Raw genomic sequence first — 20902 nt, 5'->3', positions numbered from 1 at the left:
ACATGACTATTCAGCGGCTTTGTTATTTATGGATCGAGTAAGATTATAACTCGCGAACCACTCGGAAACCGGTGTAGTTAGCACTGGTTGATGGGTTCAACTCTAGTGATTCATAAGCTTTTGCTTTTGTTGGTGCAAAGCTCCATGCGCCACCACGAACGATACCTGATTTAGCATTTGTCCATTCCCATACGTTACCTGCCGTATCGTAAACACCATAAGGGTTTGCACCAAAGCTGCCTACAGGAGATGTTGACTTGTTAGCCCACGTTGAGCCGCCCCAACCTGTGTTTGCATTACCAGAACCAATATCGTCACCCCACCAGTATGCATCTTTGCTACCCGCACGAGCTGCAATTTCCCACTGTGCTTCTGTTGGAAGTGCGTACTTGAAGCCAGTCTGTTTTGTTAACCATTGAGCGTAGGTTTCAGCATCATTTTTAGAAATACAAACTGCAGGTGCGTTTTTAGATTGCTCAAAACCCGGTTTACGCCAGTTTTGGTTTTGGTGACGTTTGGTTTCGCCGCCATTGATAGCATTACAACCTGCGCCTTTTTCAGCTTCAGTGATATAACCTGTGCTAGCAACAAATGCATTAAATTGATTTACGGTAACAGGTGTTGCACCAATAGAATAAGCCTTAGAAATCGTTACATTCTTAGTTGCATTTTTACCGATGTGGAAATTACCAGAGCCAATAACTACCATTTGAGGAGCTAGTTGGTTGTTACTTAATCGGTCAGAAAACTTTTTACCTGGTTTTGGACGGTTTTCTTGCTCTTTAAGATCAGCCCATACAGTAATGTCTTTAGTTAATGACATTTGGCGACGGTAAGGTTCGAAACCTGACTTCTCAACAGTGATCTGATGTTGACCAGCTGGAAGCATAACGTCTACTGGTGTACTACCGTAATTAACGCCATTTACTGTTACGTTATCTTCATGACGATTTGAACGAATAGTAATACCTACCCATTTTTTCTCTTTTTTGATTTTATCGTTCAAAGAAGAAGAGTTTGATTGCTCAATACAGTAACGGTTTTCAAGTCCAAGAAGTTGACAAGCAGCAGTAGAGTTAGGACGAGCACGTAAAGAAGCTTGAAGCTTAGTTGTGTAACGGTTACTACCATTGAAACCACTATCAATAATAGCGCTATCTAATACGTGAATATTTAACGATACACTATCAACGTGTTGTTTTACGATATCTGTTTCAGTAAAACCATTGATGAGTTGTTGTTGGAAGTTATTTACCGCTTTTTGCATGCTCAATGTTTTACCTTGGCTTGCACATGCTTCAAGGGTCATCGACATTTTACATGTAATGGTATGAATAACATCTAAACTATCTTGTGCTGCGAGTTCTTCTTGTAAACGAAGAACTCGAGCTTCTTGGCGTGATTCTCCAAGAATTTCCAGTTCGTCTAATGCACGCTGTTTTTTAGCATTATTGCTTTTTAGAACACGAGTTTGTTCTTGAATATCTTGTTGAATAGCAAGTTTAGCAATCTGATTTTCTTTTACTTCTTTCCACGAGTCTTGGTATTGTTTTTGGAAAGGAGTGATATCAAGATCAGGGTCATCAATCATGCGGTTGTATTGCTCATCTAAGTTACGCTGAGCTAACTTACGTTTCGCATCTAATTGTTCTGCTTTTTTGTCTAAAGAATCACTTTGATTACGTAAATCACGTAGTCGATTTTGGTCATTTCTAACAGTTCCTTCAAGTTGTTTAACTTCACTGCGTTTATGATCAAGCTTCGCATCAATAGACGCGACTGAATCAGCAGCTGGAGCTGTTATTTGTGTTTCAGTATTGGCAAGCGCAACTGGCGTAAAGAGCGCTGGTGACAAGATTAAAGCTAGTGCGGGTAGTCCTTTACGATTCATAATTCTTCTGCTTTTAATATTAGACATAAATAAATTTCGTTCACGTATTCTGATACTGATCTACATATTTCACTTTTCATGTAGCAAATGATCTATGCAGATGAGTATCTGTTATTCATAGATTTAACATTAAGTATTAAGCAAAATTTATACCAAAATAGTATGTAATTTATATAATCTAATCTGTTAACCTTGATCATTGTTTCGATAGTATGAAAGCATGATCAAGTTAATTAATGAGACGATATATTCTTAGTTTTGATATTTAATTGTAACTATTTGTAATTAAAGAGCTTTGATTATTTGTTGTACTGAAATGTCCGTCATTTATAAATAGGAAATACATTGGCAGTAAAATGTTTAATCATGATCATGCTTTCATGTAGTGGTTATAGATAGATTGTTTTTATGATCTTGGTTAAACTGAATTTAAATCAGATTAGATGAGTTAAATGGATTGATGATGGAAATTGACTGGATTTCACCAACTCAAATCATAATGTTGCCGGAAGAAAGAGAACTGCATTCTCATCACTATCATCAATTAGTGATAGGTTTGAAAGGGCAAGCTGAGTTTGAAATAAATAATAATTTAAGTGTTATTTATGCTGGTAAAGTGGCCGTTATTCCGGCGAATCAAGAGCATGCTTTTTTAAGTTTGTATCAATCAGAAATATTAGTCCTTAATTTTCCTCAGTTTTTTACTGATGATGAATTAGCATCAAGAGTTAAAAAATTGTTTTGTAAAATGGGTTATTATCAGCTTGATAGTCAAATTCAGCACTTAATCCAATTATTGGTGTGTGAAATACAATCAAATATTGACGATCATTTACTAAGCAGAACATGCAGTAACACGATAATTTCCCTGTTAGAGCGTCATTTAATTGATGAAAATTCAGCAAAAAAAATAAAACGTTTAAATCCAGATGTGATCGACAATTTTATAACACTACATCTCGGAACTAAGATCACAATTGCACAGTTAGCAAGCACTGTTTTTTTAGGGGAGAGTCAATTTTATGCCATTTTTAAGCAAGAATTTGGTTTAACCCCACATCAGTATATCGTTACAAAGCGTATTGAGTACTCAAAGAAATTATTAAGAGAAAGTACCCTTACTGTAGGCGAAATTGCACAACAAGCTGGTTTTGCTAATCAAAGTGCTTTTAGCCATGCTTTTATGAAAAAAGTGGGAGATTCTCCCAGTCACTATCGTAATATGAACTTTATTCGTAATTAAAAATTACCGCTTTTGTTCTCATTTTGTAACCGTATGGATGATTTAACAATTAAATCGGAGGTTTTGACAAGTATTCAGATTAAATAGAAAATAGAATCTTTCGCAATAAACTCTAATAATAACTAGCTTAACTATGAGGCTCTGTCTTTATAGTTAATCATGTCAGATAAACAAGAGGAAACAGGTATGTTTCAAGCGAAAGAAGTATTGTCCTCATCTATAATTGAGCAACCGTTAGAATCATTATGGTCTGCTATTTCTCCTCTCTACATGGTTGATGAAGCCAAATGGCTGCACCAGCTATTACCATTAGCTAAACCAACAGACCGTGAAGCCGTTATGATGGAAAAGCACGCAGCGATACTGATACAGCGTGTTCGTGATGACAAAAAAGCGGTGCAAATGATAGATGCACTTTTGCTCGAGTACAGTTTAGATACTAAGGAAGGAATATTATTAATGTGTCTTGCTGAGGCGCTAATGCGTATTCCTGATGCTGAAACAGCGGATGCATTAATTCGAGATAAATTGAGTGTTGCAGATTGGAAGTCTCATTTAAAAAACTCAGATTCTACTTTTGTTAATGCTTCTACATGGGGGCTTCTTTTAACGGGTAAAGTTGTATCTATGGATGTCAAAGCTGATGGTTCTCCATCTAATGCCTTGAGTAGACTCGTTAATAAATTTTCAGAGCCTGTGATCCGTCAAGCAATGAATCAAGCCATGAAAATAATGGGGCATCAGTTTGTGCTTGGGCGAACCATAGAAGAAGCTCAGAAAAAAGGGTTATCAATGCGAGAGAAAGGGTATACCTATTCTTTCGATATGCTAGGTGAAGCGGCATTAACGCAAACGGATGCTCATAAGTATTTTAAAGATTACATCATGGCTATTGAAAGCGTTGGCCGTGCTGCAAGTATTGCGAATTCCCCTGAGCCAACGGTTTCAATCAAATTGTCAGCATTGCACCCTCGTTATGAAGTTGCAAATAAAGAACGAGTCATGAATGAGATGTACCAATCTGTGCTGCAATTATTAGAACGTGCACGAGAATTGGATGTAGGTATTACTATCGATGCAGAAGAAATGGATCGTTTAGAGTTATCTCTTGAGCTTTTTGAAAAGTTATATCGTAGCGACATAGTAAAAGGGTGGGGAAAGTTCGGACTGGTTGTTCAAGCTTATTCGAAACGAGCGTTGCCGGTTTTAGTATGGTTAACGGCGTTATCAAAAGAACAAGGAGACCTTATTCCACTTAGGTTAGTAAAAGGTGCCTATTGGGATACGGAATTAAAATTATCTCAACAGTTTGGATTTGCACGATATCCTGTCTTTACTCGTAAAGAGGCCACTGACGTATCTTATTTAGCTTGCGCTCGTTACTTATTAAGCGAGCATGTAAAAGGTAAGATTTTTCCACAGTTTGCTAGTCATAATGCACACACGGTTGCCGCTATTGCCTCTATGGCAACACATGATGAATTCGAATTTCAACGGCTGCATGGTATGGGAGATGCACTTTATGAACACGCTATGGATATGTTTAACCGCAGTGTTCGTATTTATGCACCAGTAGGAAGTCATAAAGATTTACTGCCATACCTCGTAAGACGTTTATTAGAGAATGGAGCTAACAGCTCTTTTGTTCATCGTTTGGTTGATGCGAATTGTCCGATTGAAAGCTTAACGGTTCACCCTGTTGATTCTTTATTAGCGTGTCCATCATTAGAGAATCAATTAATTCCACTACCGCCATACATTTTCTCTGATCGTAAAAATTCATACAGCATTAACTTAGATGTTGAAAGTGAAGCCCATCCATTTGAACGTCAAGTAAAAGAACAAATGAAAACGTATTGGCAAGGTGGTCCAATCGTGAGCAACATCCGAGATTACGAAAGCATGATCAAGGAACATGGTTCTGCACTTCATGTTATTAATTCTCCTTATGATCGTGGAAATGACGTTGGCTCATTGGTCTGGAGTTCACAAGAGCAAGTATCCAATGCGTTAGATATTGCTCATGATTACTTTCCTATTTGGCAGCAAACCCCAGTGGCAGAGCGAGCTGATTACCTGGAAGCTCTAGCAGATAAGTTAGAGATGAACATGCCTGAACTTGTCGCTTTATGTCATAAAGAAGCAGGAAAAACGATTCATGATAGTATCGATGAAGTGCGTGAGGCGGTGGATTTTTGCCGTTATTATGCTGTTCAAGCTAAATTGAATTTTACAGCGGCAGAAACCATCGTCGGTTTTGATGATATTTCTCGCCAAATTGAACGCCAAGGCGAGGTGTTTTTGTTTGTATTAGTCCTTGGAATTTCCCTCTTGCCATTTTCTTAGGTCAAGTAACGGCAGCATTAGTTGCTGGTAATACGGTTATAGCTAAGCCAGCAGAACAAACGTCATTGATTGCAGTTCGAGCTATTGAATTGTTGTTAGAGACGGGAATAGCTCCGCAAGCGGTACATTTATTACCGGGTGATGGGAAAACTGTCGGTGCTCCATTGACCTCTGATCATCGTGTGGCTGGCGTTGCTTTTACAGGTTCAACTGAAACTGCACAACTTATCAATCGCACATTAGCGAACCGTTCAATTGAGGGAGAAGGGGTTTCTCCTGTGCCTTTTATTGCTGAAACGGGTGGCCAAAATGCCATGATAGTAGACAGTACCGCATTACCTGAACAGGTGGTACGTGATGTAATGCGTTCAGCGTTTGCTTCTGCCGGTCAGCGTTGTTCAGCTTTACGTGTGTTGTTTGTTCAGCAAGATATTGCCGATAGAATTATCAATCTTATTAAAGGGCAATGGCTGAGCTAAGTGTCGGATTGCCTGAGTTACACTGTACTGATGTTGGGCCAGTTATTGATGTGCGTGCGAAAGATAAATTGATGGCGCACATTGAAAGAATGACAAAAGAAGGTGTATTGGTTGCACAAGCTGAACTACCTAATTGGTCTGAAAAGGGAGATTTTGTTCCACCAAGTGCGTTTGAAATTGAATCAATTAAACAATTAGAAAATGAACAATTTGGTCCGATTCTTCATATTGTTCGTTTCAAAGCCAGCGATATAGATAAGGTCATTTCTGAGATTAATTCGACCGGATTTGGATTAACCATGGGGATTCACAGCCGTAATGAAGTGACATACACGCGGATAGAGAAAAACATCAAAGTGGGTAACTGCTATATCAATCGTGATCAAGTTGGTGCCGTCGTTGGTGTTCAACCGTTTGGCGGCAAGGGTTATCGGAACTGGACCTAAAGCTGGTGGACCTCGTTATCTAATGCGTTATACAAAAGCAATTACAACGACTTTAAAATGAGAAAGGAGAATTCCATGACTAAAATGACACAAATCATTGATTCGGTGCTTTCTCAAGGATTGGCTGAGTGGCAATCTGAGTCAGCATCACTTCGAATTGAAAAATTACTTACTTGGGCCAATCAGTTAGCTGAGAATCCACATTTTGGTGTACTTGCGGCTAAAATGGTTCGATATCAATGTCAGCGAGCGCAACAACTTATCACTGACGTTGAGTTAATGCCCGGACCTACAGGTGAAAGTAATGAACTTTATACCGCTCCAAGAGGTGTTTTTTACATCACATCGGATAAAAAAGCATCGGTTGTTGCATTAATTGGTCAAATAACTGCAGCATTAGTAGCCGGAAACGCTATTATTGTCGCCCTTTCGGGTGAAGACTCTGAAGTGGCTTCTGTCATTGTTAATAGTTTGCATGAGGTGAATGTTCCTGAATTTACCGTTCAACAAGTGGATAGAGAAGCAGTAGACATAAATGATGAGCGATTAGCTGGTGTCTGTTTTGTTGGAGGTATTCAAAAAGCAATTGAATTGAATCAACAATTAGCACAAAGAGATGGATTATTAGCGCAATTGATCGCAGAAACGGATCAAGAAGGTTTAACGACAATTACTGATCCTCATTTTGTTCTACGCTTTATTACTGAGCGCACCCGAACAATTAATGTTACAGCGGTAGGTGGTAACGCTACGCTGCTGGAACTTGGAGGTGGTAACCACTGATATTCAATTGAATGAATATTACATCGTCATTTTTGCGCCATAACTATAGAGCAAAGCTCAACATAGCAAGAGTGACGTTAATTACTGCCAATAACATAAAGGAAATAAAATGATTGAAAATAACTTTGCCATTACAGGCACTTTTATCGCTTACTTGATAATGATGTTAGCGATTGGGGTATATGCATATAAACGAACGAGCAGCTCATCAGATTACTTTTTGGGTGGACGAACATTAGGTCCATGGCCAGCAGCATTATCTGCAGGTGCGTCAGATATGAGTGGTTGGTTACTGCTTGGTTTACCTGGTTACGCTTATGCAGCAGGTTTAGAGTCGTTGTGGCTTGCTGGTGGTTTACTTGTTGGTACATGGCTAAACTGGTTAATTTGTGCGAAACGCTTAAGAACCTATAGCATGACAACGGATGACTCATTAACTCTTCCTGAATTTCTGTCTCGCCGTTTTAATGACAAATCGAAACTCATTCAAACCATTTCAGCTCTATTCATTTTACTTTTCTTCCTTTTCTATACGAGTTCTGGTTTGGTTGCTGGTGGTAAGTTATTTGAGACTGTATTTGGTTTAGATTACAAAGTGGCAGTGGTAATTGGAACATTATGTGTCGTCTCATATACCTTATTCGGTGGATTTTTAGCCGTTGCATGGACTGATCTTGTTCAAGGTCTTTTAATGTCTGCTGCGTTGATGATTGTACCCATTGCAGCTATGCAAGGTGGTTTTGGACAATTGAGTTCAGAGCTTGTCGCAATTAACCCTGAGTTAATGACTTTATGGACAGGAATGGATGGCAAACCACTAAGTGCGATTGCAATCATTTCATTAGTGGCATGGGGACTTGGTTACTTTGGACAACCACATATTTTGGCTCGTTTCCAAGCATCTCGTACAAATAAAGATTTAACGACAGCGCGTCGTATTGCCGTTGCATGGACCGCTCTATCCATGTTTGGTGCCGTACTTGTTGGTCTTGTTGGTTTACTATATGTAACAGGTTCTATGCCTGGTGAGACGATTGATGGTGAAAAAGTATTTATGCTGTTAGTAAATGCCATTTTCCATCCGGTTGTTGCTGGTATTTTATTAGCTGCAATTTTAGCGGCAATAATGAGTACTGCGGATTCGCAATTACTTGTATCTTCTTCGGCGTTATCAGAAGATTTATATAAGCAACTGGTTAAGAAAGACGCAACAAGCAAAGAGATCGTTAATGTGGGTCGTTTCGCTGTCGTTGCTTTGTCTGTTATCGCTCTATTATTAGCAATGAATCCTGATAGTTCTGTTCTTGGTCTCGTATCTTACGCATGGGCAGGTTTTGGTGCTGCGTTTGGTCCAGCGATTGTACTTAGCCTTTATTGGAAAGGAATGAACCGTAATGGCGCTCTTGCTGGCATTATCGTTGGTGGTGTAACAATTGTTGTTTGGAAGCAATTAACTGGCGGTTTATTTGATGTCTATGAGATTGTCCCTGGAATTATCTTTGCAACGATTGCGATTATTGTCGTTAGTAAATTAACAGGTAAGCCTGAAGATACAGTGCTAAAACAGCATGAAGAATTTGAGCGTAATCTTGTTGAGTTTGAATAAGTTCTAGCCCATTAATAATCATAAATCTAAAGCCTCATAAGATGATTTCTTTTGAGGCTTTTTTTTATATAAATAAAACTGTTACAATCCAGTAACTTTAAAACAATAATTATTATATTTCACATTAGTTAACATCTATTTGCTCAACGTTGTTAGCTATTGATGCATTATTTAGGAGAGTAAACATGAAAGTCATTCGTTTCGTGCTTGGTAAGGTTATTTTAGGTTTGGATTGTGTATTTTCTCCTTCAGGAGTTAAGCGAGATCCTGCTAAACAGACTGAAATTGATGCAGAAACAGCAAAGTATTCTTTGTACCAATTTGAAGCGTGTCCTTTTTGTGTGAAAGTACGTCGAACGATTAAACGTCAATCACTGAACATTGAATTACGAGATGCAAAAAATAATGAAGAGCACAGAGCCGCTTTGTTAGCGGGAGGTGGAAGAATAAAAGTACCATGCTTGCGTATTGATAATGAAAATGGTGAAACACAATGGATGTATGAGTCTGCTGACATAATGTCATTTTTAGAAAGTAAATATCCTTAAATACCAATAGCTTGCATTAATACTAAAGTGGTAACTCAAAGGCGTTTGTATTAATACAGCGCCTTTTTTATGTGTTAAATATGTAAAATATCAATGATAAAGATCTCATTTTTGATTATTTATACTTCTATAATTTGTCAGTAATTTCACTTTGTGAGACTTAAGTCACAAAAAAGCTTGATTTAAGTTATCATTGGGTTAAACTGTGTTTTGTGACTTGAGCACAATAAATAAAAACACATTAGGCTAGTTATTATTATGGAAAAAATGAGTATGACTCATAAATGGTCAATTAAAAATTGTCCCAAGGATATAGAGAGCCAAGTTTTATCTGTTATTGGATTAATCGATAAGAAAGGTTCAGCTTCAGACATGGATCTCTGCAAGATCTTTGGTGAAGTGTTATGGAGTGACGGGAAATATTTTAACTCGCACGCGTTTCGTTTCTTGTTTGATCATGAGACTCTTTCATGTGAAGTAACGAAGAGACACTTGCACTAAAGAAAACCAGCTATGTATTTTTAAGGCCATTATCATTCCCCCTATAATGGCCTTTTTATTGCCTATAGAACCGCAATTATCTCAACTCTCTTCTAATAGCCTTATATTTTTTACGCCTTTACAATCTTTACTTTTTTATTCTGGTTAATAATAACCATTTTCATTATAGTGAATCGAAATACGAATAGTTATCACTTTAGTGTAAAGAATATGAAAAAAAGTATCGCTACAATGTTATTTGGTTTATTAGTTTCTGCATCAAGTTATGCTGAAACGATTACCGTTTCTCATCAATTAGGCAAAACGACACTTGAGACAAAACCTCAACGTGTTGTTGTTATTGGTACAGGAACGTTAGATGCCATTGATTATTTTGGTATTAAACCAGTAGCGGTAACTCAGGCAACGACAATGCCTTCTTACTTACTAAAGTATAAAACGAAAGAATATGCCTCTTCAGGTAGCTTAAGTGAACCTGATTTTGAGACTATTTACATGCAAAAACCGGATGTAATCATTATTGGTTCACGAGCGGTAAAAGCATATAAAGATCTGTCTGAAATTGCACCAACAATCGTATTTGCCGCTGACTCTACGGGCTATTGGAAAAGCACACAACAACAATGGCGTATGCTAGGTAATATTTTTGAAATTCAAGATAAAGTTGAAGCGAAAATCGCTAGCGTAGATGCTGAATTTAAAGCTATTGCTGAACACAATAAAGCAAATAATGTTGCTGCATTAACGGTTATGAGTGCTGGTGGTAATATCACAACCTTCGGAGCTCAATCGCGTTTTTCTTCTATTTATAAAGACTTTGGATTTAAAGAAGCGGTAGAGGGTATTAAAGAATCCCGCCATGGTGATTTGGTATCGTATGAATTTATTCGTGATGTAAACCCATCAAACCTGCTAATTATTGATAAAGATAAATTGATCAATAAAGATAAAAGTCGTACACGTGAAGAGTTTGCTAATCCATTAGTAAAAGCAACTGATGCATATAAGAACGATAGCTTAACTTATTTAGACATTAATGCATGGTATTTAGCGATTTCTGGTGTTACAGCAACCGATCAAATGATTGCTGATGTAAAACAATCTATTCATCTTTAAATTTATTTCTAATTCTACTGTAAAGCGTGTTATTTCACTGAGATAGCACGCTTTGTGCAGGCTGAGGTTAGCTTTGAAAAAGTTATTGCTTGTTCTTATTGTATTGAGTTTTGCTTCGGTATTTATTGGCGTTGCTGATTTACCGCTGTCAGCTATATTTCGTGGTGATACGGAAGCTTTAGAACTTCTTATGGTAAGTCGTTTACCACGTTTATTAGCGATTTTATTATCTGGTGCCGGTTTGAGTATTGCTGGTCTAATTATGCAACAGATTAGCCAAAATCGATTTGCTGCACCATCAACCTCAGGCACCATCGAATGTGCTATGTTGGGCTACGTATTGAGTTTAGTACTCTTTGGGCATGGTGATAATTTACTACTCATTTTTGCAATGGCAATTGGTGGTACGCTTCTTTTTATTCAGTTTATTCATCGTATTCAATTTAAAAATGCCATTTATGTACCGCTCATCGGTATTATTTTTGGTAATGTTGTCTCTTCTGCTGCTACCTTTGTTGCCTATAAATATGATGCAGTTCAAAACCTTTCTGCATGGACAGTAGCCAACTTTGCTAACATTCTTCAAGGTAATTACGAATTACTGTATATCGCAATCCCTATTTCAGTGATCAGCTATTGGTATGCAACACGTCTATCTGCTGTTGGTATGGGCAAAGACTTTGCTACTAATATTGGCTTGAATTACAAACAAATTCTATTTCTTGGCATTATTTTAGTTTCTGTTATGTCGGCAACAGTAGTAATGATTGTCGGTCAATTACCTTTCCTTGGTCTCATTGTACCTAACTTAGTGGCACAATTTTATGGTGATAACCTACGTAGGAATATTCCATTAACAGCGATTGTTGGTGCGATATTAATTCTTGCGTGTGATGTTGTTGGACGTGTGATCATTTTCCCTTATGAAATTCCTATCTCTATGATCATTAGTATTCTTGGTGGAATGGTGTTTATTTTCTTTATCGTAAAAGGTAAGCAAAATGTCTGATTCAATTAAATTAACGGCATTGGCTTTCATTACCGTATTATTTACCTTTTTGTTTATTGGTATTGGGCTTGACGCTTCAAATTATGAATACTTTTTGTCACGCCGTGTACCTAAAGTATTGGCGATGATCTTAGCCAGTATTGCAATTGCTCAATCGTCTTTGGTTTTTCAAACCATCACGCACAACCGTATTTTAACGCCAAGTATTATGGGCTTTGATGCTTTGTATTTACTTACTCAAGTATTGGTTGTTGTTATTTTTGGTAGCTTCAGTATTTTCATATTAAATCCATTTTTAAACTTTGCGATGTCAGTTGTGATAATGGTCGGGTTTTCTTTATTGTTATTTGGATTTTACTTCAAGAAAAACAACAGTAACGTAATTACCTTATTATTGCTTGGGGTGATTTTTGGACAGCTATTTTCTAACATTTCTTCTTTCTTCACGATGTTAGTCGATCCAAATGATTTTGCTTCGATTCAATCTAGTATGTTTGCCAGTTTTAATAACATTAACAAAGATCTTGTTTATTTTTGTGTGATTCCATTACTTCTTATTAGTGCTGTTCTTTTTAGAATGTCGAATATTCTTGATGTGTTCTGGCTAGATAATGATAACGCGACCAGTTTGGGTGTTGATGTTGGTAAAGTGACAAAACAAGTACTTATCTTAGTGGCGATTTTAATTTCGGTTTCAACGGCATTAGTTGGCCCTGTGATGTTCTTTGGTTTGTTGGTAGCGAACTTAGCGAAAGAGTTTTTTCATACCTATCGTCATCGTACTTTGCTACTGGGAAGCAGTTTAATGGCAATGTCGATGTTGCTTTCAGGGCAATGGGTTATCGAAAACATATTTAAGTTTGAAACGACATTAAGCGTAGTAATTAATTTTATCGGTGGTTTGTATTTCTTATCACTGTTAGTTAGACAAAAAATTCAATAGAGAAACGTATGATTTCATTATCTCAACTATCTAAATCATTTGGTCAGCAAAAAGTAGTAGACCAAGCTTCCGCTTCTTTTGTTAAAGGTGAAGTTACGTCGATCATTGGACCGAATGGGGCAGGTAAAAGTACCGTGTTATCCATGGCAAGTCGCTTGTTAGCAAAAGACAGCGGTAGTGTTCTCATCGAAAACCAAGAAGTGGTGGATTGGGATACTAAAGCCCTAGCGAAGAAATTAGCGGTACTTCGACAATCTAATAATTTAAATATGCGTTTTACGGTTCGTGAGCTTGTTGCCTTTGGTCGCTTTCCATATAGCCAAGGCAAACTCACAAAGCACGATAATGAAGTGATGGATAAGGCAATTCGCTATTTAGATCTCGAGCCTATTCAGAATAAATATTTAGATCAATTAAGTGGCGGTCAACGTCAATTAGCGTTCATTGCTATGGTTGTTGCGCAAGATACGGATTATGTATTTTTAGATGAACCACTAAATAACTTAGATATTAAACATTCATTGCAAATCATGAAAAACATTAAGACGTTGGCTCATGAACTAGGTAAAGCGGTTGTTATTGTTATTCACGATATTAATTTTGCATCATGCTATTCAGACAATATTGTGGCACTTAAAAAAGGCAAAGTGGTGGCCAATGGTACCGTTGCTGAAGTTATTAGAAAAGAGGTGTTGTCTGAAATATATGAAACCGAGTTTGATATCCATGAAGTTAATGGCCAACGTATTTGTATGTATTACGGACAATAAAGGATTAAGTTATGAGTAATAAACCCTCACCACGAGTGCTGACTGTCTTAAAGAGTGTGCAACTTACTTCTAATATGCAGCGCATTACGTTTAAAGCTGAAGATCTGTCTGATTTTAATATGGAAAGTGAAGGCGGTTACATCAAGCTGTTGTTTAATGACAATGGCGGAACCGATCTTTTTAATATTCCCGACGGCACTCGCCCAATGATGCGTACTTATACCGTGCGTAATTTGAGAAAAGAGCAGAATGAACTGGATGTTGACTTTGTTCGCCATCATCATGCGCATACAGCGATGACGGCTGAAACTGGAGGCTTTGCTTCTGCTTGGGCTCAAAATGCCGTTAATGGCGATACGATTTCAATTGCTGGCCCAGGAAGTATCAAAGGATTAAATGCAGAAGCAGATTGGTTCTTCTTAGTTGCTGATATGACGGCGTTACCTGCATTATCTGCAAAACTTGAAGCTTTGCCTGCAACGGCAATAGGTTATGCGGTTATTGAAATTAACCATCCATCAGATAAGCAAGATCTAGCGAAACCACAAGGTATTGAGCTTGTATGGGTCATTAAATCTGATGAGAAAGGATTAACAAATACGGTTCGCTTACAAGAGTGGAAAGCCGGTCGAGTTGCTGTATGGAGTGCGTGTGAATTTAACAACATGAGAGCGCTTCGTACGTATTTCCGTAATGAAAAGGAAGTTGATAAAGACGATCTTTATATCAGCAGCTACTGGAAAGAAGGCTGTACAGAAGATGGACATAAAGTGGCGAAGCACGAAGACCAACTTGCAGAGGGTTAGTATCTGCTAAAAGATTCGTGATTAACTTTGAGTGATGCGGCACATTTCTTTTGATGGATTGCTCCTATACTGATAGGTAATCTGATAGAAAAGGAAGTGCCAATGCTAAATGAAAACCACGCTTTTATCTTAGATTTTCCAGAGCTTAAATTGGATATTGTTCAGCTTAATCATGATGATCCTAAATTTAAAGCTGATCTCCAACAGTATCATCAACTTGATTATGACATTCGACAATTAGAGATATCAGGTAGCCCAATTGACGATGATAGTATGCATGCATTAAAGCGTCAGCGTATGGAATTAAAAGACGTATTACATAAGCAGTTAATTGAACATCATGAGCAAGTAACGCATTAGTTCATTGAAAGTTTTTAATCATATCTAATCCTCATCATCTTTGATGGGGATTTTTTTATTAAAATGTCGTCTTTTCTAAATTGGTTTCGTCTTATAGATGTAAATACAAATAACGAACCACTTTGGAGTAACAAAATGATTAAATTAATTAGCTTTAAAAATTGCCCATTTGTACAGCGTGTAATGGGTGCGTTAGTAACAAAGAATGTACCGTTTGAAATTGAATACATTGAATTAAATAATAAACCACAGTGGTTCTTGGATATTGCGCCAAATGGTCAAGTACCAGTATTGATCACAGAAGATAAGACCGTGTTGTTTGAGTCGGACGCTATTGTTGAATATCTTGATGATAAATACGCGCCAATTGAAGATATTACGCCAGAACAGCGAGCAATTGATCGTGCATGGTCATATCAAGCGAGTAAGCATTACATGCCGCAATGTGGAACCATGGGAAGTAAAGACAAAGAAACTTTTGAAACACGTTTGGCTAATCTTTCTAAAGCGTTCGCTAAGGCGGAAGGTAAATTGAGTGATTCATTGTTTTTTAAAGGTGACTATATCTCAAATGTAGATATTGCTTGGCTTCCATTGTTACATCGTGCAGCTGTCATTAAAGATCAATCAGGGTTTGATATGCTTGATGGCTTCCCTAAAGTTCAAAAATGGCAAGCTTCACTTATTGAATCTGGTCTTGCAGAGAAAACAGTACCGCAAGATTTTGTCGCAACTTTTAGTGGCTTTTATTTAAAAAATACCTATTTAGCTCATGTAATGAATGGCACAGAGGCAGAATGTGCAGAAGGACGCTGTTCAACGGATTCAAGCTCATGCTGTAATTAGTTGTATTCATAGCAACAAATAGTAGACTTTAATCAAGGTAACCAATTATTGGTTACCTTAAGTTGTTTGTATCGCCAAAAATTAGAAAGTATAAAGGTAAGTAATTGATATGAAATTAGAAGTGATTTGGTCCGAGTATCAATTAAGTTTAAAAGCGTTTTTACGCAGTAAAGTGTCTAATCCTGAAGATGTTGAAGACTTGCTTCAAGAGATCTTGATTAAAACGCATAAAAACCTGAAAACGATCTCGGATACTAAAAAGGTGAAATCATGGATATTTCAAATAGCAAATAATACGATTATTGATTTTTACCGCCAAAATAACAGGCGAACAGAGTTACTAGCAGATGATTTATGGTTCGATGAAGAAAATGAAGAGCAAGTAATGAAAGAGCTTTCACGATGTCTTTTGCCTTTTATTGAACAGCTATCGAATGAAGATGCGAAATTATTATCAGCTATTGAAATCGAAGGCATATCTCAAAAAGAGTATGCAGAAAAACATGGATTAAAATACTCAACGTTAAAATCGAGAGTAAAGAAAAGCCGTGAAAAATTACATGGCTTATTTACGGATTGTTGTGATTTCTCTATAGATGTTCAAGGGAATTTAATCGAATATCAATCTAAAACGGGAAAGTGTAACCGTTGTTAAATGACTGATTCTTTGTACTAAAAAGCCGACATTAATAGTCGGCTTTATTATGTATGTAAGCTATAAATTTTAATTAGGCTTTAACGAGAACGCTTGCTTCTTGTTTGGCTTTCTTGGTTTTAATTTGTGCCAAGATAACACCAGAGATAACCATTATTCCGCCCATCAGATGATAACTTTCAATCTTTTCACCTAGTAGGATTGCAGCTAACGATACCGCAACTACTGGTAGTAAATTCATGAACATCGCACTTGATTCTGCACCAATTACATCAATTGCTTTTACCCACATCCAAGGTGCTAAGATAGAAGCAGCAATTGACGCGTACATGATTAGTGGAATCGAGCTTTCTGTTGGTAATAGGCTATCACTTGTTAACCACAATGGTGTTAGCATTGCGACAGCAAACATACCTTGCATGTAAATAAGTTGCCAGTTAGTAATTGGCATTTTCCAGCGCTTTAATAATACGCAATAGGCACCATACGAGAGGGCTGCGATTACCATCAAGCCATCACCTTCTGTAATTGGTTGATGTAAAAAGAAAGTCATATCTCCGTGACCAAGCATAAATGTTAAACCCGCAAGTGAAATCACGGCACCGACAATACTTAATGCTGAAATACGTTTTCCCAATAACGGGAGACTAAGAAAGATACTGATTAATGGCACTAGTGAGGTGATTAACGACATATTTGAAGCCGTAGTCGTTAAACCTGCGTAATAACCAAGAGATTGGTTTAATACCATGCCAAGTAAGGCTAAGAAAGCCAATTTGCTTAAATACGGACGGATCACATGACGAGATTTAATAACAGATGGTAAGCAAAACGGAGTTAAAATCAGCATGGCAAAAGCCCAACGATAAAAGCTCATTGCGCTTGGTTCGATAGCAGAAGCTGCCATCTTATTGATGATAGAATTTCCGCCCCAAATGAGTACGGTGAATAGCGGTAAAAGATAATACATGTGAACTGCATCTCATCAGAGGATAATGGGATGCAGTTTGACAGGTACAATTAATTACATATATCTCTAATCGGACATGCTGACTTACTAATAAGACATGATTACATTTTGTGCTTCATTCCAGCCATGACTTTCTTCACTGGCGCTTTAAATACTTCTTTATCACCATTTGCAAAGTTAAGGCTTACATCAATAAATTCTTCTTCTTTTAGCGGACCTGTTAGTTCAAAAAGCATGATATGTAGGCCACCAGGCTTTAAAACCGTTTCTGAGTCTTTTGCTATTGTCATGGAGTCCACTTCACGCATTTTCATCATTCCGTCACTTTTTACAACAGTATGAAGTTCAACCTTATTAGCCGCTGATGTCGTAGCAGAAACCAAAGTACGGTCTTTATCACCATTATTTTTAATGGTCATGAAAATAGCACTATTTACTGTATTTGGTGGCGTTGCACGTGCGTATGGATTTTCGATGATCAAATCACTTTGTGCAAAAGAAGCCGAACTAATAAATAGGGCACTAAGAGCAAGCAATGTTTTTTTCATGGTTAATATTCCTTTTAAAGTGTCATTATTGCTGTGAAAGTTCATTAATTGCTTTCACTATGGGATCTGGTGTTATTGTATGCGGCACTTTGGTAATTAAAGTGCCATTGGGTTCTAAAAAGTAAAAATAAGACGAATGGTCAATCGTGTATTTTAATTCTGAATTAGGCAGTTCCGTTTTATGAAAAACAACGCCATAACGTTCAGCTAATTGTGTAATGGTTTGAAGTGAACCTGAACTGCCTTCTATTGATTGATGGAAATAGTGGGCATATTCAGCAGCATGCTCAGCATCATCACGCTCAGGGTCTAACGTGATAAACACGGGTTTAAATTGAGATAACGTTGTTTTGTTAATTTGGTTAAAAGCTCCTGCTAACATAGCTAAAGATGTTGGGCAAACATCAGGGCACCGAGTAAAGCCAAAGTAAACAATACGTATTCTAGGGTCGGTTTCGTCAAAAAGGTTTATTGGTTGATTTTGTGCACCATAAAGCTGTGTACTGTTGGCTGTCATTGATAAATAGAGCTGCTTTAACCCAAATCCTGATAAAATAATAAGAGTGATAATTAAGACTTTTTTCATTGTTCTGCCTTTAATGAAACATTAATAGAGGTGTTACCATCACTAATGGTTCCGACCCAAATCATGGTGTTTTGTGTACAAATTGGAAGTAAAATATCGCCAGAGTAGCTTTTGTCTGTATTGGGTAATAATTTAAATGTCGGGTTTCCCATTGCCATATCGTAGCCTTGTAGAGTGATAATGAGGTTTTTGGCATTTTGATTAGGCCAGTTCACTAAAATAGAGCTAGGTTGTAACGGCGTTAATGTATCTTTTTCAAGCGTGATGGATACGTCACCTTGCTGACAAGTTTGTGTTGATAAATGACAAGTATTTTCAAGCTGAATTTTGGGGCTTACATAGCTTTTTACATAGGTGCTTATTTCAGTAAAGAAAAAACCAGTACACAATAGTAATAGGATAAGAAAGGCTTTGATCAAAACTGCGAATGCTTTCATATATATCGGCTCAATTAAACTGGTTAATGAATGGTAACATAAGTTAAATTTTGGATATGCATGCATTATCTGTTGTGTGAGCTCAGTTAAATTGTATATAAAAAAGGTGGTAAGGAAATGAGAAAAGAGCGATGTCACTGGGCAGAGGTTTCTGATTTAGATAGGGAATATCATGATAATGAATGGGGGGTACCTGTTTATTCTGATCATGAGTTATTCGAGTATTTAATTTTAGAAGGAGCTCAGGCTGGCTTAAGTTGGTCGACGATTTTAAAGAAACGTGAAGGCTACCGATTATTATTTGATGGTTTTGATTTACAAAAGATCATTCAATATGATCAAGATAAAGTGGAATCTTTAATGCAAGATTCCAGAATTATACGTAATCGACTTAAAATTAATTCGGTGATTACGAATGCGAATGCCTTTATAAAGATACAACAAGAATTTGGCAGTTTTTCAAATTACCTTTGGTCTTATGTCGATCAAAAACCGATCATTAATCACTGGGAAGTGATGGGTGATGTACCTGCAACAACCGAATTATCAGATAAATTAAGTAAAGATTTAAAAAAGAGAGGTTTTAAGTTTGTAGGATCTACGATTTGCTATGCCTTTCTACAAGCAACAGGGGTTGTAAATGATCACTTGGTAAATTGTCCTTGTTATGTTAAAAATAACAAATAAATAACAATTGGATGTTTTGTTAAGTGAGATAGGCGAGCCAAGGAGGGGATATGAATAAAAAATCCTTACCAAATGTTGATGAAAAAATTATTGATACAGTAGATGTCGATGGTATCTACCAAGCTGAACTTAGAAAAAAAGAAGAGCGACGCACATACCCTTCAAAGCCTGTTCTGTATGATCGTCGAGTAAATAAAGATCGTCGTCATAGAGATAGTATTGATATCAAAATTTAAATCTTATTTTTACTTAATCAATGCTTATTTATTAGTTTCAATAAATATTTTTTTATACTTTATTCAAATCTTAAAATTAATACTCTTCAACAATAAAATTGCTTGTATTCCGAACAAAATAGGAGGATTATCCGACCTCCTATTCACTTGTATCAAAATGTTTCTACTATGAACCAATTCGATTCTTTACTACCGCCACAAATGGCTGAACGCGCTGCTGAAGTTGGCGTAGCAAAAGCAACTAAAGATCCATTCAAATCTTTTTTATTAGCAATTACTGCAGGCATACATATCGGTATTGCATTTATCTTCTATACCACAGTAACAACTGGTGCTGAATCAATGCCATGGGGTATGTCCCATTTCGTTGGTGGTTTGGCTTTCAGTCTTGGTCTTATTTTAGTTGTGGTAACCGGTGGTGAACTATTTACCAGCTCGGTGTTAACTTTGGTTGCTCGTGCAAGTGGTAAAATCAGCTGGAAAAACCTATGTGCGAACTGGGCTGTTGTTTATGTTGGTAACTTTATAGGTGCCATGCTACTTGTTGGTATCATGTTAGTTGCAAAACAATACATGAACGATGGTGGTGCCGTTGGTATCAACACAATGAAAATTGCACAACACAAGTTGCATCATGGTTTTTGGCAGGCGATTGCGTTAGGTCTTATGTGTAACGTATTGGTTTGTGTTGGTGTATGGATGACATTTTCTGGTCGTACATTAACAGATAAAATTTTGGTTATGATCTTACCTGTAGCAATGTTTGTATCAGCAGGTTTTGAGCACTGTATTGCGAATATGTTCCAAATTCCAATGGCGATTGGCATTAAAACTTTTGCTTCTCCTGAGTTCTGGGCTGCAAGTGGTTATTCAGCATTAGATTTTGCAGATTTAACATTACATAATTTTGTGATTAATAACCTTATCCCAGTTACGATTGGTAATATCATTGGTGGCGGCATCTTTGTTGGTATGGGTTACTGGATTATTTATCTTCGTGAACCAAATCATCACTAATAAATATCAGTAGTATTACAGATGTAAAAAAAGGAGCATATTGAATGCTCCTTTTTTGTATCTATTGATTTAC

At 37.1% G+C, this 20902-nt stretch carries 20 protein-coding genes and 1 pseudogene; 16 read left to right on the top strand and 5 right to left on the bottom strand.

The annotated features are described in order from the left end of the window. Positions 1 to 43: 43 nt before the first annotated feature. Positions 44 to 1891, bottom strand: a complete 1848-nt coding sequence (locus AAFX60_018420; GenBank protein XDF79142.1) for an SUMF1/EgtB/PvdO family nonheme iron enzyme — start codon at positions 1889 to 1891, stop codon at positions 44 to 46. Positions 1892 to 2351: 460 nt separating this feature from the next. Between AAFX60_018420 and AAFX60_018415 the strand changes: the two genes are divergently transcribed. The 13 genes and pseudogenes from AAFX60_018415 to sigZ all read left to right on the top strand — a co-directional run bounded on the left by AAFX60_018415 (position 2352) and on the right by sigZ (position 16348). Continuing rightward, positions 2352 to 3134, top strand: coding sequence for an AraC family transcriptional regulator (locus AAFX60_018415; protein ID XDF79141.1), 783 nt, complete (start codon positions 2352 to 2354; stop codon positions 3132 to 3134). Between the two features lie 186 nt (positions 3135 to 3320). Then, a pseudogene (gene putA / locus AAFX60_018410) lies at positions 3321 to 6466 on the top strand (bifunctional proline dehydrogenase/L-glutamate gamma-semialdehyde dehydrogenase PutA). Positions 6467 to 6480: 14 nt separating this feature from the next. Further along, complete coding sequence (locus AAFX60_018405) at positions 6481 to 7188, top strand: aldehyde dehydrogenase family protein (protein XDF79140.1); 708 nt, start codon at positions 6481 to 6483, stop codon at positions 7186 to 7188. A gap of 109 nt (positions 7189 to 7297) precedes the next feature. Further along, entirely contained in the window at positions 7298 to 8794 is a 1497-nt protein-coding gene (gene putP / locus AAFX60_018400) for a sodium/proline symporter PutP (GenBank protein XDF79139.1), read from the top strand. Between the two features lie 185 nt (positions 8795 to 8979). Continuing rightward, positions 8980 to 9342 (top strand): glutaredoxin, encoded by a 363-nt coding sequence (locus AAFX60_018395; protein ID XDF79138.1) that lies wholly within the window; start codon positions 8980 to 8982, stop codon positions 9340 to 9342. A 711-nt stretch (positions 9343 to 10053) separates the two neighbouring features. Then, positions 10054 to 10959, top strand: coding sequence for a siderophore ABC transporter substrate-binding protein (locus tag AAFX60_018390; GenBank protein ID XDF79137.1), 906 nt, complete (start codon positions 10054 to 10056; stop codon positions 10957 to 10959). A 73-nt stretch (positions 10960 to 11032) separates the two neighbouring features. After that, positions 11033 to 11968, top strand: coding sequence for an iron chelate uptake ABC transporter permease subunit VctD (vctD, locus tag AAFX60_018385; GenBank protein ID XDF79136.1), 936 nt, complete (start codon positions 11033 to 11035; stop codon positions 11966 to 11968). Then, the gene (locus AAFX60_018380) at positions 11961 to 12911 is read left to right on the top strand and encodes an iron chelate uptake ABC transporter family permease subunit (protein ID XDF79135.1); all 951 of its coding nucleotides are present in this window, start codon (positions 11961 to 11963) and stop codon (positions 12909 to 12911) included. Before vctD ends, AAFX60_018380 begins: the two co-directional genes overlap by 8 nt. An 8-nt stretch (positions 12912 to 12919) precedes the next feature. Beyond that, positions 12920 to 13681: an iron chelate ABC transporter ATP-binding protein VctC gene (vctC, locus tag AAFX60_018375; GenBank protein XDF79134.1), complete on the top strand. Its 762-nt coding sequence runs from the start codon at positions 12920 to 12922 to the stop codon at positions 13679 to 13681. Positions 13682 to 13692: 11 nt separating this feature from the next. Further along, complete coding sequence (locus AAFX60_018370; protein XDF79133.1) at positions 13693 to 14487, top strand: siderophore-interacting protein; 795 nt, start codon at positions 13693 to 13695, stop codon at positions 14485 to 14487. A 102-nt stretch (positions 14488 to 14589) separates the two neighbouring features. Beyond that, positions 14590 to 14847 (top strand): YdcH family protein, encoded by a 258-nt coding sequence (locus tag AAFX60_018365; GenBank protein ID XDF79132.1) that lies wholly within the window; start codon positions 14590 to 14592, stop codon positions 14845 to 14847. A gap of 135 nt (positions 14848 to 14982) precedes the next feature. Then, a complete protein-coding gene (locus AAFX60_018360) occupies positions 14983 to 15693 on the top strand; it encodes a glutathione S-transferase family protein (GenBank protein XDF79131.1) in 711 nt (236 codons plus the stop codon). 109 nt (positions 15694 to 15802) lie between these two features. Further along, positions 15803 to 16348 (top strand): RNA polymerase sigma factor SigZ, encoded by a 546-nt coding sequence (gene sigZ / locus AAFX60_018355; GenBank protein XDF79130.1) that lies wholly within the window; start codon positions 15803 to 15805, stop codon positions 16346 to 16348. Positions 16349 to 16421: 73 nt separating this feature from the next. Here the strand turns inward: sigZ and AAFX60_018350 are convergent, their stop codons facing one another. The 4 genes from AAFX60_018350 to AAFX60_018335 all read right to left on the bottom strand — a co-directional run bounded on the left by AAFX60_018350 (position 16422) and on the right by AAFX60_018335 (position 18889). Further along, positions 16422 to 17318, bottom strand: a complete 897-nt coding sequence (locus tag AAFX60_018350) for a DMT family transporter (GenBank protein XDF79129.1) — start codon at positions 17316 to 17318, stop codon at positions 16422 to 16424. A 101-nt stretch (positions 17319 to 17419) separates the two neighbouring features. Continuing rightward, entirely contained in the window at positions 17420 to 17866 is a 447-nt protein-coding gene (locus AAFX60_018345) for a copper chaperone PCu(A)C (protein ID XDF79128.1), read from the bottom strand. Positions 17867 to 17891: 25 nt separating this feature from the next. Then, positions 17892 to 18452: an SCO family protein gene (locus AAFX60_018340; protein ID XDF79127.1), complete on the bottom strand. Its 561-nt coding sequence runs from the start codon at positions 18450 to 18452 to the stop codon at positions 17892 to 17894. Next, positions 18449 to 18889, bottom strand: a complete 441-nt coding sequence (locus AAFX60_018335; protein ID XDF79126.1) for a hypothetical protein — start codon at positions 18887 to 18889, stop codon at positions 18449 to 18451. The genes AAFX60_018340 and AAFX60_018335 overlap by 4 nt, the downstream gene beginning before the upstream one ends. A gap of 117 nt (positions 18890 to 19006) precedes the next feature. Between AAFX60_018335 and AAFX60_018330 the strand changes: the two genes are divergently transcribed. From AAFX60_018330 to focA, 3 genes are all read left to right on the top strand, one after another. Further along, the gene (locus AAFX60_018330; GenBank protein ID XDF79125.1) at positions 19007 to 19576 is read left to right on the top strand and encodes a DNA-3-methyladenine glycosylase I; all 570 of its coding nucleotides are present in this window, start codon (positions 19007 to 19009) and stop codon (positions 19574 to 19576) included. Between the two features lie 50 nt (positions 19577 to 19626). Further along, the gene (locus tag AAFX60_018325) at positions 19627 to 19812 is read left to right on the top strand and encodes a hypothetical protein (protein ID XDF79124.1); all 186 of its coding nucleotides are present in this window, start codon (positions 19627 to 19629) and stop codon (positions 19810 to 19812) included. A 168-nt stretch (positions 19813 to 19980) separates the two neighbouring features. Continuing rightward, complete coding sequence (gene focA / locus AAFX60_018320) at positions 19981 to 20829, top strand: formate transporter FocA (GenBank protein XDF79123.1); 849 nt, start codon at positions 19981 to 19983, stop codon at positions 20827 to 20829. Positions 20830 to 20902: the final 73 nt, after the last annotated feature.

This window comes from Aliivibrio fischeri (assembly GCA_038993745.2).
In the GTDB taxonomy this organism is placed as follows: Bacteria; Pseudomonadota; Gammaproteobacteria; order Enterobacterales; family Vibrionaceae; genus Aliivibrio; species Aliivibrio fischeri_B.
The sequence above is the reverse complement of the archived record's forward strand: the minus strand, read 5'-3'. Positions and strand labels throughout refer to the sequence as shown.

Coding starts and splice junctions, on each gene's coding strand:
- AAFX60_018420 (XDF79142.1), bottom strand. CDS start 1,891: ATGAATCGTAAAGGACTACCCGCACTAGCTTTAATCTTGTCACCAGCG.
- AAFX60_018415 (XDF79141.1), top strand. CDS start 2,352: ATGATGGAAATTGACTGGATTTCACCAACTCAAATCATAATGTTGCCG.
- AAFX60_018405 (XDF79140.1), top strand. CDS start 6,481: ATGACTAAAATGACACAAATCATTGATTCGGTGCTTTCTCAAGGATTG.
- putP (XDF79139.1), top strand. CDS start 7,298: ATGATTGAAAATAACTTTGCCATTACAGGCACTTTTATCGCTTACTTG.
- AAFX60_018395 (XDF79138.1), top strand. CDS start 8,980: ATGAAAGTCATTCGTTTCGTGCTTGGTAAGGTTATTTTAGGTTTGGAT.
- AAFX60_018390 (XDF79137.1), top strand. CDS start 10,054: ATGAAAAAAAGTATCGCTACAATGTTATTTGGTTTATTAGTTTCTGCA.
- AAFX60_018380 (XDF79135.1), top strand. CDS start 11,961: ATGTCTGATTCAATTAAATTAACGGCATTGGCTTTCATTACCGTATTA.
- vctC (XDF79134.1), top strand. CDS start 12,920: ATGATTTCATTATCTCAACTATCTAAATCATTTGGTCAGCAAAAAGTA.
- AAFX60_018370 (XDF79133.1), top strand. CDS start 13,693: ATGAGTAATAAACCCTCACCACGAGTGCTGACTGTCTTAAAGAGTGTG.
- AAFX60_018365 (XDF79132.1), top strand. CDS start 14,590: ATGCTAAATGAAAACCACGCTTTTATCTTAGATTTTCCAGAGCTTAAA.
- AAFX60_018360 (XDF79131.1), top strand. CDS start 14,983: ATGATTAAATTAATTAGCTTTAAAAATTGCCCATTTGTACAGCGTGTA.
- sigZ (XDF79130.1), top strand. CDS start 15,803: ATGAAATTAGAAGTGATTTGGTCCGAGTATCAATTAAGTTTAAAAGCG.
- AAFX60_018350 (XDF79129.1), bottom strand. CDS start 17,318: ATGTATTATCTTTTACCGCTATTCACCGTACTCATTTGGGGCGGAAAT.
- AAFX60_018345 (XDF79128.1), bottom strand. CDS start 17,866: ATGAAAAAAACATTGCTTGCTCTTAGTGCCCTATTTATTAGTTCGGCT.
- AAFX60_018340 (XDF79127.1), bottom strand. CDS start 18,452: ATGAAAAAAGTCTTAATTATCACTCTTATTATTTTATCAGGATTTGGG.
- AAFX60_018335 (XDF79126.1), bottom strand. CDS start 18,889: ATGAAAGCATTCGCAGTTTTGATCAAAGCCTTTCTTATCCTATTACTA.
- AAFX60_018330 (XDF79125.1), top strand. CDS start 19,007: ATGAGAAAAGAGCGATGTCACTGGGCAGAGGTTTCTGATTTAGATAGG.
- AAFX60_018325 (XDF79124.1), top strand. CDS start 19,627: ATGAATAAAAAATCCTTACCAAATGTTGATGAAAAAATTATTGATACA.
- focA (XDF79123.1), top strand. CDS start 19,981: ATGAACCAATTCGATTCTTTACTACCGCCACAAATGGCTGAACGCGCT.